Raw genomic sequence first — 16,986 nt, forward strand, 5'->3', positions numbered from 1 at the left:
CGCTAATATAAGGAAAATGCACGATTTGAAGTGTCTGCTTGTATTAAGTTAGAAAAATTAGCTGCTTTTTGATTCCTAGCCAAACTAACAAATATCTTCAATACTTTATGTTTATCAGTATCTAAGTATTGACACTCTTTGGCTTCTTTCTCCACTGCATTCCATTGTTTTTCACTTCTTTTGTGTTGTTCTTCTAGCACGGCAATTGTCTTATCTACTTCAGCTTTACGTTCTTTAGCTTCTGTTACAGTATGAGCGATTTCCAATATTTGCTTATTCTGATGTTCTAATTTTTGCTCTATTATCTTAAGTGCGTCTAGTGATTTTGCTTCTTTTGACTTCCTCTGCTCCTTCTTAAGTTTTTCTTCTAACTCTTTTTTATATGCCTTCAATTTTTTATCATGATAACACACTACATCGTAATGCTTATCAGTGTCAAACTTATATTGATAAAAATATTTGTATTTTTCATTCTGTTGTTTAATTTGGTCTTCACTTTTTATTAGGATTGCTAGCTTCTCTACCCACTCAAATTTATGCAATTCTTTCATAATCGGTAATTATAAACTTAATATAATTTTATTATAAATTGAAATATTATTATAGTTTTTTCTAGCAAGAATTCTATAATAATATAAATTTTATTGGTACTTTTTTGTCTAGTCACTTACAGTTTACACAAAGATTTATAGGGTATGTGAATATAAAGGGAGTAGCTGTCTATTTATACAACAACACAATGCAAAAATATTCATCTTTTTCAAAAAAATATAATAAATTCCTAGTAATATTCTAATTTTTAGTTTAACTTGTATAGTGATTTAAAATATTAGGGTTTTTATGGAAGAAGAAGAGATTAATTATTGGGACAACTCTCAGTATGAATCTTGTCAATATGCTACTAGGTTACTGGACAAATTACGTAAGATTAATGAGGAAGTAAACCGACCAATAGATATTGATGAGGTTAGAAAGGCTATTTATTACGCCAAGAAATATCATGGCAGCCAAATGCGTCAGTCAGGCGAGCCTTATTACTCTCATCCAATAGAGGTAGCATATATGGTAGCGGAATATGCAGCATCAAAGATTCCAAGCTATTTCAGAACTGATATTATTGTTACCAGCATACTGCATGACACCATTGAGGATACAAAACTTACCGAAAAGATGATTGCCTATATCTTTGGGGAGAAGGTTGCTAGTCAAGTAGAAGCTTTAAGTAGAAACAAGCCTCACGGCAAGATTAGCTCGGCGGAAATTATGGAATCGTTATGGCTGCAAAAAAAACATGATGTGGCATTGATTAAAATTTTTGATAGAAAGCATAACTTACAAACAGTTGGGGCTAAGTCTCCTGAAAAAATTAAAAAGATAGTAGAGGAAACTTTAAAGAGTTTTTTATCCATGTGCATGTATTTAGAACACAGTCAATTAGATGATTATTTATATGAACTATGTTGTGATGCTACGCATAAAAAGTCTATATACAACATAGATGTTTTTTAATTTTGTAATAAATTCAAATTAATTGACTATAACCCCATTAACATAATCGTCTTTTATGCTTCTTAACCTTGTAAAATACTGCAAGCCTACTCCATAGGAAATAAGAAATGGTATGAATAGCATCAGTATTCCCCAATGACCAAAGTACTCAGTTAAATAGACTAATCCAAAGGAGGTCATGATAAACATTATCGCACGTATAATAGCAAATGCTAAGCTGGTACACCTAAAGCGTTTAAATATAGGAAATTGCTTGTAAAATATTGCTGCTGCTGGAAACACTCTAGGTCCAAATATAACTACAAATAACTGTAATAATAATAAATGGAAAGAGGACTGAATATTATTTAACAAGTATGGAAAAAATAAAATTATAGTAGAAAATACTATTAATCGTTTCCTCGAAATTTCTAACGGATCAATTTTATAACTTAAATAAGTGTACACAATACCGGTAAGTAGATATCCTATTGCAAGAATCAAGTTGTGACCAATAATTTGATCAGCAGTATATTTAAAGACCTCTTTAAGTGTACCAGCATTATAAATATATACAAAGTAGAAATCAATTGGTCCAGTGGAGTGGATCGCTGAATAAGCCAATATAGTTTTTATGTTAACCTTTTCATCTAAAATTTCTTTATTAGTAATATCGTCTTTTTCTAAACCGAAGGCTTTAAGCTTATTTACCAACTTTTTTGTTGCATCAGCAAATTCCGGGGTTTCTCTAAGGCGTGTTCTTGCAACAGCTCCGGCTAGTGCAACCATTGCACCAAACAAAAAAGCCAATCGCCAATTAAATACGTACGAAGTAACGAGAGTAGCAACACCTAAAGCAAATGTTGCACCTAGGTCAGCAAATATAGAAATAGATGCAACGATAGGATTCTGCAAAGGAGGAGAAGTCGTTTCAGTTAAATATAATTCTGCACCTACTACTTCTCCTAAAGATGACATACCTTGTGCTATACGACAAATGGTGATTAATACAGAAGCAGTAATACCAATTTGGGCATAAGTAGGTAAACTAAACATAATCAAGCAAGAAAATGCCATTAGAAAAGTTGTTATAACTACGGTAGTTTTTCGACCTACTGTATCACCTACCCAACCAAAAAACCAAGCTCCGATTGGTCTGAATACAAAAGTGGAACAGAAACCAAGGGCTGAAAGAAGACTAGCAGTATGAGGATCAGTTTTAGGAAAAAACAGCTCGTTCAACAATACAGCCATATGAACATAAAGCATCAGATCAAAATACTCAAGGAATGTTCCTATTGACAGTAACCCTACCGCTTCTTTTTGTTCTCTTGTTAAACTGGTTTGGGGATAGATAACCCTACCATCTTCTCGTACAAATTTGCTCATATTAGTGGTTAAACCCCTTAGTACAGGACAAAGAGATTAACAAGGTGATAATCGGAGTAAAGATGGTATCATTGGCTTAATAAATTTTGTTATAACTTCCATCCATTTTCCCATCATTTCTTCAATATTCAAAAATATTCTCTGCAAGTAATCTAAGCCATACCTGAATAAGGAGATAGACTTTCTGCCATGTTTTTTAAGCTTTATAGGTTTGATAGAATTTTGCCATTGACCCACAACATAAGCAAAAGTAAATGCTATAGCAAGTAAACCAAGCAATTTACTAATTCTATCTAAATGTATTATATGGGTATTTTCAAAATTGAAGCCTCGAGTCTTAAGGCAAGCAAAAAGGTTTTCTATTTCCCATCTTTTTTTATATATATTTAGTGCTATATTAGGGTTATCATTGGTAGCTATGATTACTAATTCTCCTTGATCATTACGCAATGCCGCTACAGATACTTTAGATCCTTTATAATTCTTACCCAAATATCTTTTTCCTTTAAACAACATATATTCACCATTCTGTAACTTCTTAATTAAATGATTAGCAGTAACTAACTCATCTTCTGCTCTACCAATGGTAAGATTGGCTTTGATTCTAATATAAAATGGTATCATTTTATCGGCTAAAAACTTTAGCCATAAATCACCAATAAACTCCCGATCCCCAAGCAATGCTGACATCTTCTCTATGCCAAATACAGTAACAAACCTTTCCATTAATTGCTGACGTTCAATGTTATTAGAAGTTCCTGCTTTTGGCAACATATCCCACATAATTGGTATAGCAATGCCTTTATGGCAAATAGATAATACTAAAATATTGATGTCAAGCTTGCCAAATTTCCAATTTGTCCGATCAAGCACTAGTAACCATTGTTCAGCATCAATTCCAGCCAACCTAACCAGTAACTTGGCTAAGGACGTATATGATAATTCACATTTGGCAAAAAATCTCTGTAATTTCTTATAGCGTGATTCTTGCTTATCTCCTTTTATCGTTAAGGCAAGCTGGGTAAGATTTACATCTCTCACTTGCAGTAATCCTAATATTATTTGTTCTATTAATTTTATGCTTGCAAAACTATTAAAAAAGTAGTCTCCTATTAATTGTGATAACGCTGTACTCATTCTCTTGCCTCTTAAGTCTTCAATAACCTAAGTAATAGAGCTTTGGCTACGCGTTATCTACTATTTTTTATTCTCTCCTTAATCTCTTTGTCCTGTACTGAGGTTAAACCCTTACTTTATGTTATCAATATTTACCTATTATTACCTAGCCTTTGTTGCTAAATCAATGTTTGATTGAAAATAATTTTCTCTCTTCTTCTCCAACTTTTCAAAATGTAATAGTCCGTATGCGAACCCCACAATTGTAGGAATCATAATAACCCATAATCCATAATTGCCAAAATGATCAATAAGGTAGGCAAAACCAAAAGAGGTAATAACATACATCAAAGCCCGAGACATAGCGAATGTCATACTAACACAGGTAAAACGTTTAAACACAGGAAAGCTTTTATAAAAAATTGGCATAGCGGGACCTAAGCATTCATCCAATAAAACTATAATAAATTGAATCAAAAATAACTCATAAGGAGAATGAAGATTATTCAGCCAATACGGACAAAATACTATAAAAACAGAACATATTATTAATATAACTCTCAGGGTTAATAACGGATACACTTTTAAACTTAAACGAGATAATATTAATATTGTTAAGAACTCTATTATACAGATAATAAAATTATGATGAATAACCTCGGATATTGTATAACCAAAGCTAGTTTGTAAAATATTACCACAATATATGAAAATAAAATAAAAACATACAGGACCAGGAGATAGTAATAAAAAGAAGGATATTGCCGCTTTCTTACTAACCTTTTCTGTCCAAAGAGGATGGCTTTTTAAAGTGCTGGTATCTGTATTAGTTTGTACAAAAACTCTTTTTAGTTGACGTTTGGCATCAGCAAATTCAGGTGTTTCTCGTAGTGTTGTTCTAGCAACAGAACCAATCAATGCCACTATTGCACCTAGCCAAAATGCTGCACGCCAGTTAAAACCATAAGCAGTAACAAGTGAGGCAATTCCTAAAGCAGCTACCTCTCCTAGGGCACCACAAACCCACATCAATCCTACACCTGCATATTGGGCTGGTGGATTAATCGTTTCAGTTATATAAAGTGCTGCTCCTGTCATCTCTCCCATAGAAGATATACCTTGAACAATACGGCAGATGGTCAATATCCAAGCTGCCAAGCTGCCTATTTGAGCATAAGTGGGCAGGTTAGCCATGACAAGACAAGATGCAGCCATCATGAAAGTTGTAATAATAACGGTAGATTTACGTCCTATATTGTCGCCTAACCAACCAAATATTACTGCTCCAACAGGTCGGAAAACAAATGTAGAGCAAAAGGCAAAAGATGTCATTAAAGAGCTTGTATGAGGATCAGTGGTTTCAAAAAAAATCTCATTAAGAAAAGCCGCCATATGAACATATAACATTAAGTCAAAATATTCTAGGAACGTCCCAATCGACAGCAACCCAACAGCTTGTTTTTGTTCTCTTGTTAGACTGGTTTGGGGATAGATAACCCTACCATCTGCTCGTACAAATTTGCTCATATTAGTGTTTAAACCCTTAAGTTATATTGTCTAGAAAAACGATATCATTCCCGCGTAGATCACTAATATGTCATCCCTGCTAGGGTTAATGTCATTCCCGCTTCGGTGCGGAATCTAGAATGTCTAAAGCACCCTTTCTGTTTGTTTCTTTAGATTCCGCTACTTTCGCAGAATGACATTAACCTTACACTCCTACCTTTCTTACGATGTCACCCCTGCTTCGGTGCGGGGTCTAAAAAAGTCTAACAAACCCTATCGGTTTATTTTTTTAGATTCCGCACCGAAGCGGGAATGACATACTAGACGCAACAAAGTTTCCGCGGGAATGACATCATTTTTGCCATTACAACCTATGATATAACACAACAACAAGGATTGGAACTAGAATCTTCCTGCCCTAGTGCTGCAACATCCGCATGCACATCTTCACCTACTCCAAGCAAATTGGGATACAGATTCTGTACTGGTTCTACTAGTTCAACAAAGTCAGCATAAAAACTTATCGAACCTTCTTGAATATTGTCTGCAAATGTTGGTTTAGCATTAGATTCTAATATTTTATCAATTAGTTTACCGTAGCCTATAGCTTGTTCATAGGTAACTTTTTTACTTCCTACTTCTCTTGCATTTTTATTAATCTGTACTACACACTTGTCTGCCAACTGTTTAGCATCATTTGGGATAGGCTCATCACCAACCAATTCGATTGATTTTTGATCCTTGAGCTTAACACCTATTGCCATAGATAAAAAAGCTAAGGAATCATCTTTTATTGTACCATAGCCGTTTATAAAACTTGTTGCTAAATAATACGTTGCTTTTGCTTCTCCTATTGCTAAATATAAAAAGAACTCCCATGCATGATCTTTATCACTTGAGATTATTACGTCCTTAACGTTAGGATCAGTATTATAGACATCAGTTTGCTCTGTTTTTCTACTTACATCATATGCTTTCTGTAGGTTCACGAAATCTCCTCTGTTGTTAAATGTATTCGTCAAGTGATTATCTATTTTCTTCCTTGCCTCTGGGTCATCAATTAAATTTACTCTTTTAGTTTTCATAATAATCTCCTTAATTTATGTTATTATCCACGCCCTTCCATTGCTTTTTGTCGTTGTAAAAACTTAGACATGGCATTGGATGTTACCCCTTTGTTTTGTCCTTGATCTTTACTTGCTACTGAATCAATATTAGGTTGAGAATTTTTAGCTTTAACTTTGCTATTGGATTGCTGTGGTAACAGATGACTTTGTTCTAAACTATCTCGTACAGATTGAGCATGTGCCTTAGCCTGTTCTTTAGGAGTTTTAGTTGCCTGTACAACAGGACGCTCAATAGTTTCAGCTGGATGCTGTACTACTGATGAATCTTTTATATTTTGAGAAGGTACAATTGGTTGTTGTTGTACTGGATATTTAGGTTTATCTAACCCTAGTTTTTCATGACCACCTAACTCCATGATTATTGAGTGCAGCTCGTGATATCCTTGATGATTAGGATCTTGTTGCCTTGCATCATCATAGTCTTTTATGTGATGCTTATGATGATCTTTTAATAGTTCTATAGCTAACTCAGCTCGATTACTTTTCACCAAGGCAAGCAGTTGTTTTCTATTAACCTCTACATCTTGTTCTGCTGGATTAATGGCTGTTAACTTTTCTTTAGCTGTAGCAATCTCTTGCTTATGTACGACATTATCTTGTAACTTACTTTTTCTCACTGGCTCAGGAGTATTGGGATTGTTAATTATTGCATCATTTTCCTTAATTTGACCTTGTCTATATTTGATGGATTCATTAGCTTTATGTTTAATAGCATAATGGGTTTTCCAACGTTTAGTCATTTCTTGCTGTTTCTTCTGTGCCTCTTCTTCCTTCTCTTTAGTTGGATATTGCCCTAGCAGCTCAGCCCGTTGTTCGGGAGTTAAAGACTTTGGATTATTTATTGCTTGATCTAAAAGATCTCTTTGTTCTTTTAACTGCTTATGAAAATCTTCTTGAAATGACATATATTCATCAAAGTGTTGCTTTAACTCTGCCTCTCGTTTTTCGTTTGCTGCTTCTTCTAAAAGTGCTATGGATGCTTGTAACTTAGCTTCTTCTTCTGCCTCTCTAATTTTTTCCTCTTGATTGTAACGTATATTCTGTTCAGCACGTTCTTTCTTTTCGTTCACAAGAGCTTGTATTGTTTTCAATATCTCTTCTGTTCAGCACGTTCTTTCTTTTCGTTCACAAGAGCTTGTATTGTTTTCAATATCTCTAGTATCTTTTCCGGGATGTTACCAGTTAAAGAGCTACCTATATCATTACTAAGCCTTGCTAGTTCAGCTGGGTTAGTGGAATGCATTTGGGATTTGATATTATTAATAATATTCTCAAGTTGAGGTGAACCTGCCACCTCTTCTTTTATTCCATTATCCCTGTCATCAAAATCATCAGCCATTTTATATTCTGCCATACTATTAGGTTGATTTACGTTGCCATAATTTTAATTAGAATCAATTCTAAAATAATAGTCAAGTATTTTTTAATTATAAATATTATTATTTTTTAACTATTTTCTCTGCAAAGATTATTTTTAATAATTTATTAGGATGCGATGCAGTTTTGATAGTCAACATCTCTTTGATCTTAAGCCTATATTTTTACCAAATATCTCTTTTTCCCCTTCTAATTTATTTATAGAAATGTGATATTGTTACAACCAAGATTTATTATTTCAATTTTCTGTATTATTTTTTCTTGCTATCGTTCAACCAAATCATCAATATATTATGTTATATCTCAATTCGATGTAAGACATTGGTTTAACAACCTAGGGTGTCACCCCTGCGAGGGGTTATGTCATTCCTGCGTAGGCAGGAATCTAAAAAATGACCAATATTTAGGTTGTGTTAAGTTATTTTAGACCCCTGCCTACGCAGGGGTGAGGTTATTATATAAATATATTACTTAAGGTGAAAAAATGATAGGATATCAGCAGGAACAAAGAAGCCTAACTAGAGAACAAAAAGAAGCAGTAGGGTTATTATCGATTGGGACTTTTTTGGAATATTTTGATCTGATGCTTTATGTGCATATGGCGGTATTGTTAAATGAACTATTCTTCCCAAAATATGATCCTCATACTGCTGCCATCCTTTCAGGTGCTGCCTTTTGTTCCACTTATTTACTAAGACCTTTTGGGGCTATAATATTTGGCTGGATAGGTGACAATATAGGACGAAAATCAACTGTAATCATCACTACTTTTATGATGTCACTATCCTGTCTAGTAATGGCTAATCTACCAACATACGAGCAAATTGGCGTTAGTGCTGCTTGGCTTATCACTATTTGTCGTATTTTTCAAGGTATGTCTTCTATGGGAGAAGTTGTAGGAGCTAAACTTTATTTAGCAGAAATGGTCAAACGACCAGCACAATACCATATTGTTGCGTTTATTACAGTTTGTTCAACTTTAGGAGCAACAGTGGCCTTAGGTATAGCTTCACTGGTTACTTCTTTTGGATTTAATTGGCGTCTAGCATTTTGGTTTGGTACAGGAATTGCGTTAATTGGTGCAGTAGCAAGAACAACTCTTAGAGAAACACCTGATTTTGCGAATGCTAAGAAACGAATAAAAAACACCATTGAAAAAGCTAATATAGATACAGAAGGGCTAAAATCTAATCCTGCTTGGCAAGAAAAAGTTAATCAAAAAACCTCTCTAGCTTATTTTTTAATAGAATGCACAGGACCTATATGGTTTTGTATTGCTTATATTTATTGTGGTAATATATTGAAAAATGTTTTTCAATATAATGCAGAACAAATTATTCATCAAAATTTTATCGTTACTTTAATAGAGATGTTCAGTACTATAATTATCACTTTCCTAGTTTATAGAATACATCCTTTAAAGATCCTTAAAGTAAAATTAGTAATATTTTCTATCTTTTCTCTTATTTGTCCTATTTTATTACAAAATATATCAAGTCCTATAGAATTATTTTTTATTCAAATAGCTATTACAGTATTTGCTCCTACAGGTTTCCCAGGTTTTGCTGTGTTTTGTATGCATTTCCCAGTATTTAAACGTTTTACATATACTAGTTTTACATTTGCTTTATCACGTTCTTTAACGTACACTGGTGCTTCTTTCGGCATTGTTTACTTGGTGGATTATTTTAGTCATTGGGGCTTGTTATTTATGATTATTCCAACTCTTATTGGTTTTACATTTGCTATCTCTCATTTTAAAAAGTTAGAGATGGCAGCTGGAAATTATAATTAAAAGAAAATCTAGGGCTATTGTGTATCTCTAAAATATCTAGAGCATTTAAACAGAGTTTAGTCAATTCGTTTTCTAATTCTAATCCGTTAATAGTTGTTGTTATTGACAAAAACGTAATTAAAGTTTCTTCAATAATCTTCTTTACTTTCTCCGGTGATTTAGCCCCAATTGTTTGCAAGTTATGCTTTCTGTCAAGAATTTTAATTAATGCTACATCATGTTTCTTTTGTTGAAATAATATATTTAATGTTTCCGCCGAGCTAATCTTGCCATGAGGCTTAACCCTAGTCAAGTCTTGCACTTGACTAGCCACTTGACTGCCAAAAATATAGGCAATCATGGGTTCAGTCAGTTGTGTATCTTCAATGGTATCGTGCAGTAATGCGGTAACAATCATGTCAGTTCTGAAATATCTTGGAATTTTTAGTGCTGTGTACTGGGCAACCATATAAGCCACTTCAATCGGATGGGAATAATACGGCTCGCCTGATTGTCTCATTTGACTGCCATGATATTTTTTAGCGTAGTAGATGCCTTTTTTTACTACATCAATGTCTATTGGTTGCTTTACTTTTGTATTTAGCAAAATTAATTCATTAAGCAACCTCTCAGCATATGCACAATACTGGTATTGTGAATTATCCCAATAATTTATCTCTTCCATAGAAAATCATAATATTTTTAATTATAAAGTTATAATAAACTAAAATTTTTATTACTCAAAGCATTACTACTTTTTATTTTTAAAAATATGCATATTTTCTAATTTTGTTGTATAAATTACAGTTTCTTATCCATAAAAATAATATCCAATAATTCGCTAACATGGGATATGTGGATGATGGTTAATACATCCCTAATCTCAGCTGGTATTTTAGCAACATCTCTTTTGTTGCCCTCCGGAATGATCACTGTATTACGTTAATCCTTATCCCGAATTAACGCATTTACGTCCTAAAGCATTAGCAATAGACCTAGCTATGGAAGTTTTTCCTACTCTTGGTGGTCCAACCAAACAAATTATTGGAGCTTTAGCGAAATTAGAACGAGTTATAAATACTAAAGATTCTAAAATACGATTTTTTACTTCCTCTAATCCATAGTGTTCTTGATCTAATATGCTGGATGCTTTTTTAAGATCAATATTCACATCATCATATTGCTCCCACGGCAGTTTAAGTAAATTGTGTAAATATTTAAGATGGTCAGCTTTCTCAACATTATTAGACCTCTTTCGAAACTGGTTAACGTAGTTCAAAATTATAAATGCCAGAGATCAAATTAAATCTAAGACCGAATCTTTTACGTCTATTTCGATATTTGTCAGCAATAATTTTGAACCGTTTTAGCATACCAATAACGTTTTCATTCAGAACTCTTTCTCCTGCTAACCTACGATTATTCTTTTTATCATTTTTAGTTAAAGGATTTTTCTTGCTTTTTTTCTTTGGTAACTCAGAATTATTGTGAATTTTTTGTATACCTTGATATCCTGTATCAGTAATCGCTTTAACCTTAGAATGGATAAGAATTTTGGATTCCTTAAATAATCTAAAGTCATGTTTTTTACCGTTAGAAAAATCTGTACATATTACTTGGTGTGTCTTCTTGTCTACCACTATTTGAGTTTTTAGTGTATGCCTTTTCTTCTTTCCTGAATAATAGAATTTTTGTTTTTTTTAGGTCTTTCTATAGGACTCTCAGTAGCATCAATCAAGACTACTTCATAATTCATATCACTCTTCATTAGAGCTTTACGACCTGGAAGAGCAAAGTTTGGGTGTTTAACTAGGGTGTCTTCTACCCATTTAACAGCTTTATATGCTGAACTTTCACTAATCCCATAGTTCTGACCTATATGGAAATAAGTACGGTATTCTCTAAGGTATTCTAAGACCATCAGCAACTGTTCCTCCAAATTGAGCTTATTTTTACGCCCACCTTTTGATTTCTTAAGACCATCAGCTTGCCTCAAAATATCCACCATCTTTGAGAATGTTCCCTTCTTTACTCCTGTTAATCGACGAAATTTTTTATCCTCTAACTCTTTAATCTGATCGAATTTCATATTATTACTTCAAATCAGATATTTATAACACCATTCTACATCATTGTCTAGTTTCGAAAGAAGTCTATTATCATTAAGTGACTGAATAATGCTAAATTCTTTAAGAGCAATATTTTTAGCTGCTAGTGAAAGCGGGGTGTTCTCAATTAAATCTTCTAGATCTAAATTACTTAAAGTAGTTTTACGTAGTGCTAAAAAGTTGGCGTCATTTGGATTAATTGCTAATCCTTTATCACAACATTCAAATGATTCTCGATATTTTTTTAGATGATTTAATACCCTAGCTTTATTTATGTATGAAAATGTATGATTAGAATCTAATGATCATGCTTTGTCAAAATACTCGATAGCTTCTTGATGTTTTCCTAATAGACTGAGAGTATTGGCGTAGTAGGCTAAGCTATCAGCCTCTTTGTTATCATCAAATGTTAATGACTTATCAAAATAGTCCAAAGCTTCTTGGTATCTCCCTAATTTACATAATATCTTACCTATATCGTAAAATAGTTTGTATCTTATACTGATTATCTTTCAAAATAGAATTAATAATTTAATTCTAACTAATGATAGACCTAATACTAAATTATACCATGATACCATGTTAATTCTATTTTGAAAGATAATCAGTATTAGTGGTTCAGTTTTGCTATGGGTCATACTATCTAATTTGATCAGTTGTTCAAGATAATTAACCGCTTCTTCTGCTTTACCCAACGTGTCACATACCATTCCCATATAATATAAAGCAGTTGTATTATTCGGCTCTAATTCTAATATTTTCTCATAACATTTCATCTCTTGCTCATAATCTTGCCAAATATGATTGATTTGGCTTTTGATGACATATGCACTTTGATGATCTGAGATATCTAATATTGTATAATATGATTTTAATGCTGTTAGATATATTTCTAGATAGAGATATAGTTCAGTAAAAGTTCCTACATGAGAAATGCTAATTAAAAACTTGTCATAACACTCATTAGCTTCTTTCAGTTTCCTAAGTTTAGAATAAGTCATAGCTTTTAGAAAGTAATAAACATTATTTGGGCATTCAGCATTATCTGAGTTGAGTTCTTGGTCTAGATATTCAATTGTTTTTTCATATTCCTTAGTAGCAGCTTCTTGCTTACCTAAAATATCTAATGCAAGACCATAGTTCAGGTTGGTTACAGTAGCATAGTGCTTAGCAAATTTACACGCATCAGTACCAACATGGTCATGATTCCATTGTGGAGCAAGATCTAAAGATTTATTATAGCACTCTATAGCTTCTTGTAATCTACTTAATTCAACTAAAACAAAACCTTTTAATGTTAGTGGTATAGTATTAGACCAATCTTCACTCCTTGTTATAATTTTATCATAACACGTTAATTCGGGATAAGGATTAGTAAAAATAGCAGACATATATACACTACGAAGAGCAATTAATGTATGAATTCACAGAAATGCAATTTATACATATCCAAAATCTTGTATTAGTTATAGCTAAAGCATTTTTACTAATCCTTATCCCGAATTGACGTATAACAGTTATTTGCTTCTTCATACTTGCCTAATTGAAAATATACTTTTGCCTGTAATATTAAATTAATACCTATATCATGATTCTCATCTAACTTTATTAATTCATTATTATATTTTATTGTTTCCTCATATTTTTCTAATGAATAAACATAAATTTCAGCCTTCTTCAAGGCTTCTTTCATATATTGTTGATCAAGATTTAATAACAGAGCCTTTTCAAAACATTTGCCAGCTTCTTCAGTTTTACTAATTTTATCAAGAGCTTTTGCTTTAAAGTACCAGCCTTCAGCATTATTTGGATTTAGCTTGGTAGCTTGATTATAATGGCTAATTGCTTCCGAATACAATCCTTTCTCCGCCTCAGATTTGCCTAATTGTAACCACTGCTCACTAGTAGTAAAGCTACTGGTATCAATATCAGTGCTGCTGGAGGTAGTTGGACTAGATATCTTCGCAACATAACCAGTTGCCGATATTTTCTTATCTTGTACAACCTCATTGGATTTAGATAAATTTCTAGATATACTTGACTCTATATAGTCAATAAGATATGTAAGTTTCTCAATTGTACTTTTATTACAGAATTTTTTGCTAATATCTTTTTCATATGATGTATATTCATAACCTAAAGTCTTTTGAGCTATATAAAAGCTGATATTAGTAGCATACATCTCAAAACTAACAAAAGATTCATTAAAAATAGGTACTTCCTTATCGTATCTTGAGGTAGTTTCCTGATAAAGCGTAATTAATTTTTCGACTAACTTTCTTAATTGACTCAATTCTTCTATACTGGTTGACTTTGGTATTATAATTTTTTCAGCTCTACCATAAAACATACCATCTTTTAAAACTACTGCCTTTATGTTTACCATCTGCTCAGGAGTTACGTATATATATGCTCCATTATCTTCGTTGATTTCAATGCTATTAACTTTAGCTAGTATACAAGGTGTGTATTGGTCTCCGGTGAAAAATCGTCTGAGTTTCCTTTAACAATTAATATTGTTTTTTCATTGTTATAGTAATTTAGTTCAATCTGTTCGGCTTCAGTGATACTATAATGTGTTAAGTATACTCTTATTGATCCAAATAACGACAAGCATTCTGCTATTTTTACTTGATTGTTAAATAACACAAAAGAAAATCCTTGAGGAATATCTTTAACTTCTTTAACAGATTCATTTGCTTTGTTTTTGATTTTTTCTAATGCTTTCTCCCTCTCAGTATTAAGAATTTTAAATAATAGAACTTCAATAGCTTCATATCGAGCTTCAAGGTTGTTGATATTAAATAGATCTGTTAACTTTATTGTATCATAGTAAGGTAATTTGCTAATAATATGGTAAATTAAATAATGACTAATATTAATGGCATAATCAATTTTATTTGCCATATTTTTATTGAAACTAATTATAGAACCACCTGAATATTTTTCAATCTCCCTAAAAATATTTAGACTTTTAGTTATTAAGACTTGCAGGTTTTCATAGTCACAAACCTCACATTCTAAGTCTTGTACTTCACAGTAAAATATATATCTTGGTTCATATTTTCCTTTACACTCATGCTCTTGTACAATTGAAACCATCACTGGTTTCTTGGGTGTGATTTCTAATTTTAGCGATGCATATTTTTCTGTAGGAAGGTCAACAAAAATGTCTTTAAATGATACTAATATTCCTATAGTTTTTTTTCCTATATTATCATATAGGAATTCTCTGTCAAATTCAGGAATTAGAACAACATAGTACTCCTCTTCTTGTAAAATTTTTGTATATCTTATCAACTTATTTTGAATTGCTTTTGATATACAGATGTTATGGTTATATACCCAAGGAACAATCTTTTTTTGATCTGTAGAATCAATAGGAATAGCTGGAAATATTTTGTTAGACAATAATTTTTCTTGGAATATAGGATCTTGTTTCTCTTCTTTGGCTTTATTGTCTAAATATTTCAATAAAGCATATCTTGCTGTTCTCAACCTAACAATACTATTACCATAAAGTAAATCTTCATTATCGATTTTCACATATTTACTAACAAAACTAGCAATGAAGAAACTTAAACGATAAGAATATTGCTCTAAAGATTCGATATTTGATTCCAAATCAAATTCAGGAAGAGTTGGCATATGTTCATCTTGTATATACTTAATATCTAAGATTAATTTTTCTACATCCCTTTTTATTTCTGCAAAGTTTTCATCATGTATTACTTTATAATTGGCAGTTGCTATTCCTCCTTCTACAGGATTGAATAAATGTATAAAAACTCCTTCTATAGTTTTTAAGTGAAGTATCACAGATGTTTCACTAAGATAATCTACAGATATTATTTCTGCTCTAACACCAGATGCATATTGTTCTAATCTAGTTTTAGGAGTGAGTAAAATATATTTAGGTAGAGAATCTTTTATCATGTTCCTAAATATTAAATTGTTAAACTTATATTCAATTACTTGGTTAGGCTCACCTATAATTTCTTGGCTATTTATGTAAGGTATAACTATTAATCTATCGCTTTTGTCATTTTTACTTACTATTCCTATGCTATTTACCATATACCAATATGTAGTTGTAGTAATGTCGTGATATTTAAGGAGATAATAAATAATCTATTGATTAGACTATTTATTATACATACAAGCACATTGTTTCAACAAAAACCTACCTAGATTAAATCGTTGCTTCAAATAAAATCTAACCTTGTAAATTTAGAAGAAATGCTACACTATTTTATTTATTTTTATACTTTTTTATATCTTTATATTATGTACCTTAATACAATTTAACATTGATGTGATTTTTAGGCATGAGTTTTACTCATTCCTTCCCTTCCTCCACCTTAATTTTTCTTTGTTTCAGTTTTAATTTTAGTATTCTGCTCGTTTTGTGGCATCTTCCTCCATACACTAACAGTGCTATTGTGTACGGATAAGTCGTTAACGTTTTCTACTCTTACATATCTAGGAAAGTTGTTAGTTACCACATAGGCTGTAATACTAGACACTATACCTGAAAACATTACAACTAAAGCTAGGTTTTTTAAAAGTTTATGCATATTACTAGTTGCTGCCGTTGTTGCACCCTGTATTAAATCTTTTGTGAATTGATCAATATTCTGTTCTAAAATAGCTGAAGTACTTTTAGCTGTATTGAATAGTGTCTTTTCGATTAATTCAAATTGTTGTCTTATTTCTTCAACTTTAGAATTATAAATTTTTTCTACCTCAGTAGCTATTTGTGGGACGATTTCGCTAATTCTGTTCTGCATTTTCTCAGGAATCATTGCAAGCATTCGAGATTCAGTATTAATTTCACTAATGATTTTCTCTTGCTTAGTCACGCATTGTTCAAGACTACTTACCATCTTGTTAATTTGATCTTCAGCTTTAGTGACTGTACTAACTAAGTGATTAGATGCACTAGTAATAGCCCGTGTATTATATTCCAGTTCATCACTTACTTTTTGTGAGTTACTAACTATTCTACTTATTTGATTATCAACTGTTATATTCTCGGCTGCTACCTCTTCTTGTTCTTCTTTCATATGTTACCTAATAAACCATTAATTGATTTTTTTAA

19 protein-coding genes are annotated in these 16,986 nt (G+C 32.1%); 3 read left to right on the forward strand and 16 right to left on the reverse strand.

The features are described 5' to 3' along the window. Positions 1-2: 2 nt before the first annotated feature. Positions 3-551, reverse strand: coding sequence for a hypothetical protein (locus tag ACN1AG_RS01620; protein WP_417905234.1), 549 nt, complete (start codon positions 549-551; stop codon positions 3-5). Between the two features lie 289 nt (positions 552-840). Between ACN1AG_RS01620 and ACN1AG_RS01625 the strand changes: the two genes are divergently transcribed. After that, entirely contained in the window at positions 841-1,509 is a 669-nt protein-coding gene (locus tag ACN1AG_RS01625; protein WP_417905235.1) for an HD domain-containing protein, read from the forward strand. Positions 1,510-1,527: 18 nt separating this feature from the next. Here ACN1AG_RS01625 and ACN1AG_RS01630 read toward each other — a convergent pair whose 3' ends face one another. From ACN1AG_RS01630 to ACN1AG_RS01655, 6 genes are all read right to left on the reverse strand, one after another. Next, positions 1,528-2,877 carry an MFS transporter gene (locus tag ACN1AG_RS01630; protein WP_417905236.1) on the reverse strand — a complete coding sequence of 450 codons (1,350 nt, stop codon included), beginning with the start codon at positions 2,875-2,877 and terminating at the stop codon, positions 1,528-1,530. Between the two features lie 36 nt (positions 2,878-2,913). Beyond that, positions 2,914-4,014, reverse strand: coding sequence for an IS4 family transposase (locus ACN1AG_RS01635; RefSeq protein ID WP_417904556.1), 1,101 nt, complete (start codon positions 4,012-4,014; stop codon positions 2,914-2,916). 141 nt (positions 4,015-4,155) lie between these two features. Beyond that, on the reverse strand, positions 4,156-5,520 hold the full coding sequence (locus ACN1AG_RS01640) for an MFS transporter (RefSeq protein WP_417905237.1): 1,365 nt from the start codon (positions 5,518-5,520) through the stop codon (positions 4,156-4,158). 350 nt (positions 5,521-5,870) lie between these two features. Beyond that, positions 5,871-6,584: a hypothetical protein gene (locus tag ACN1AG_RS01645; protein WP_417905238.1), complete on the reverse strand. Its 714-nt coding sequence runs from the start codon at positions 6,582-6,584 to the stop codon at positions 5,871-5,873. Positions 6,585-6,607: 23 nt separating this feature from the next. Further along, positions 6,608-7,717: a hypothetical protein gene (locus ACN1AG_RS01650; RefSeq protein ID WP_417905239.1), complete on the reverse strand. Its 1,110-nt coding sequence runs from the start codon at positions 7,715-7,717 to the stop codon at positions 6,608-6,610. Then, the gene (locus tag ACN1AG_RS01655; RefSeq protein WP_417905240.1) at positions 7,714-7,980 is read right to left on the reverse strand and encodes a hypothetical protein; all 267 of its coding nucleotides are present in this window, start codon (positions 7,978-7,980) and stop codon (positions 7,714-7,716) included. Before ACN1AG_RS01655 ends, ACN1AG_RS01650 begins: the two co-directional genes overlap by 4 nt. Before the next feature lie 507 nt (positions 7,981-8,487). Between ACN1AG_RS01655 and ACN1AG_RS01660 the strand changes: the two genes are divergently transcribed. Then, positions 8,488-9,798, forward strand: a complete 1,311-nt coding sequence (locus tag ACN1AG_RS01660) for an MFS transporter (RefSeq protein ID WP_417905241.1) — start codon at positions 8,488-8,490, stop codon at positions 9,796-9,798. Here the strand turns inward: ACN1AG_RS01660 and ACN1AG_RS01665 are convergent. The 4 genes from ACN1AG_RS01665 to ACN1AG_RS01680 form a co-directional block, all read right to left on the reverse strand. Beyond that, positions 9,761-10,462 (reverse strand): HD domain-containing protein, encoded by a 702-nt coding sequence (locus ACN1AG_RS01665; protein ID WP_417905242.1) that lies wholly within the window; start codon positions 10,460-10,462, stop codon positions 9,761-9,763. The genes ACN1AG_RS01660 and ACN1AG_RS01665 overlap by 38 nt on opposite strands. A 116-nt stretch (positions 10,463-10,578) precedes the next feature. Further along, positions 10,579-10,710, reverse strand: coding sequence for a S16 family serine protease (locus tag ACN1AG_RS01670; RefSeq protein ID WP_417905243.1), 132 nt, complete (start codon positions 10,708-10,710; stop codon positions 10,579-10,581). A gap of 16 nt (positions 10,711-10,726) precedes the next feature. Further along, a complete protein-coding gene (locus tag ACN1AG_RS01675) occupies positions 10,727-11,056 on the reverse strand; it encodes an AAA family ATPase (protein ID WP_417905244.1) in 330 nt (109 codons plus the stop codon). Continuing rightward, positions 11,043-11,866, reverse strand: a protein-coding gene (locus tag ACN1AG_RS01680) for an IS5 family transposase (protein WP_417904739.1) whose coding sequence is annotated in 2 segments (ribosomal slippage) — positions 11,043-11,479 and positions 11,479-11,866 — 825 coding nt in all. Because the reading frame shifts where the segments join, the coding sequence is not laid out codon by codon here. The genes ACN1AG_RS01675 and ACN1AG_RS01680 overlap by 14 nt, the downstream gene beginning before the upstream one ends. Before the next feature lie 88 nt (positions 11,867-11,954). Between ACN1AG_RS01680 and ACN1AG_RS01685 the strand changes: the two genes are divergently transcribed. Continuing rightward, the gene (locus ACN1AG_RS01685) at positions 11,955-12,137 is read left to right on the forward strand and encodes a hypothetical protein (protein ID WP_417905245.1); all 183 of its coding nucleotides are present in this window, start codon (positions 11,955-11,957) and stop codon (positions 12,135-12,137) included. Positions 12,138-12,190: 53 nt separating this feature from the next. Here the strand turns inward: ACN1AG_RS01685 and ACN1AG_RS01690 are convergent, their stop codons facing one another. The 5 genes from ACN1AG_RS01690 to ACN1AG_RS01710 all read right to left on the reverse strand — a co-directional run bounded on the left by ACN1AG_RS01690 (position 12,191) and on the right by ACN1AG_RS01710 (position 16,951). Next, entirely contained in the window at positions 12,191-12,394 is a 204-nt protein-coding gene (locus tag ACN1AG_RS01690) for a tetratricopeptide repeat protein (RefSeq protein WP_417905630.1), read from the reverse strand. A 3-nt stretch (positions 12,395-12,397) separates the two neighbouring features. Continuing rightward, entirely contained in the window at positions 12,398-13,276 is an 879-nt protein-coding gene (locus ACN1AG_RS01695; RefSeq protein WP_417905246.1) for a tetratricopeptide repeat protein, read from the reverse strand. A 95-nt stretch (positions 13,277-13,371) separates the two neighbouring features. Next, positions 13,372-14,271 carry a tetratricopeptide repeat protein gene (locus tag ACN1AG_RS01700; protein WP_417905247.1) on the reverse strand — a complete coding sequence of 300 codons (900 nt, stop codon included), beginning with the start codon at positions 14,269-14,271 and terminating at the stop codon, positions 13,372-13,374. A 65-nt stretch (positions 14,272-14,336) separates the two neighbouring features. Next, positions 14,337-15,962, reverse strand: a complete 1,626-nt coding sequence (locus ACN1AG_RS01705) for a hypothetical protein (protein ID WP_417905248.1) — start codon at positions 15,960-15,962, stop codon at positions 14,337-14,339. Between the two features lie 284 nt (positions 15,963-16,246). Beyond that, the gene (locus tag ACN1AG_RS01710; RefSeq protein ID WP_417905249.1) at positions 16,247-16,951 is read right to left on the reverse strand and encodes a hypothetical protein; all 705 of its coding nucleotides are present in this window, start codon (positions 16,949-16,951) and stop codon (positions 16,247-16,249) included. Positions 16,952-16,986 lie beyond the last annotated feature (35 nt).

This window comes from Candidatus Tisiphia endosymbiont of Micropterix aruncella (genome assembly GCF_965178575.1).
GTDB lineage: Bacteria > Pseudomonadota > Alphaproteobacteria > Rickettsiales > Rickettsiaceae > Tisiphia.

Coding starts and splice junctions, on each gene's coding strand:
- ACN1AG_RS01705 (WP_417905248.1), bottom strand. CDS start 15,962: ATGGTAAATAGCATAGGAATAGTAAGTAAAAATGACAAAAGCGATAGA.
- ACN1AG_RS01625 (WP_417905235.1), top strand. CDS start 841: ATGGAAGAAGAAGAGATTAATTATTGGGACAACTCTCAGTATGAATCT.
- ACN1AG_RS01640 (WP_417905237.1), bottom strand. CDS start 5,520: ATGAGCAAATTTGTACGAGCAGATGGTAGGGTTATCTATCCCCAAACC.
- ACN1AG_RS01685 (WP_417905245.1), top strand. CDS start 11,955: ATGCTAAATTCTTTAAGAGCAATATTTTTAGCTGCTAGTGAAAGCGGG.
- ACN1AG_RS01635 (WP_417904556.1), bottom strand. CDS start 4,014: ATGAGTACAGCGTTATCACAATTAATAGGAGACTACTTTTTTAATAGT.
- ACN1AG_RS01645 (WP_417905238.1), bottom strand. CDS start 6,584: ATGAAAACTAAAAGAGTAAATTTAATTGATGACCCAGAGGCAAGGAAG.
- ACN1AG_RS01655 (WP_417905240.1), bottom strand. CDS start 7,980: ATGGCAGAATATAAAATGGCTGATGATTTTGATGACAGGGATAATGGA.
- ACN1AG_RS01660 (WP_417905241.1), top strand. CDS start 8,488: ATGATAGGATATCAGCAGGAACAAAGAAGCCTAACTAGAGAACAAAAA.
- ACN1AG_RS01710 (WP_417905249.1), bottom strand. CDS start 16,951: ATGAAAGAAGAACAAGAAGAGGTAGCAGCCGAGAATATAACAGTTGAT.
- ACN1AG_RS01665 (WP_417905242.1), bottom strand. CDS start 10,462: ATGGAAGAGATAAATTATTGGGATAATTCACAATACCAGTATTGTGCA.
- ACN1AG_RS01620 (WP_417905234.1), bottom strand. CDS start 551: ATGAAAGAATTGCATAAATTTGAGTGGGTAGAGAAGCTAGCAATCCTA.
- ACN1AG_RS01630 (WP_417905236.1), bottom strand. CDS start 2,877: ATGAGCAAATTTGTACGAGAAGATGGTAGGGTTATCTATCCCCAAACC.
- ACN1AG_RS01700 (WP_417905247.1), bottom strand. CDS start 14,271: ATGGTAAACATAAAGGCAGTAGTTTTAAAAGATGGTATGTTTTATGGT.
- ACN1AG_RS01695 (WP_417905246.1), bottom strand. CDS start 13,276: ATGTCTGCTATTTTTACTAATCCTTATCCCGAATTAACGTGTTATGAT.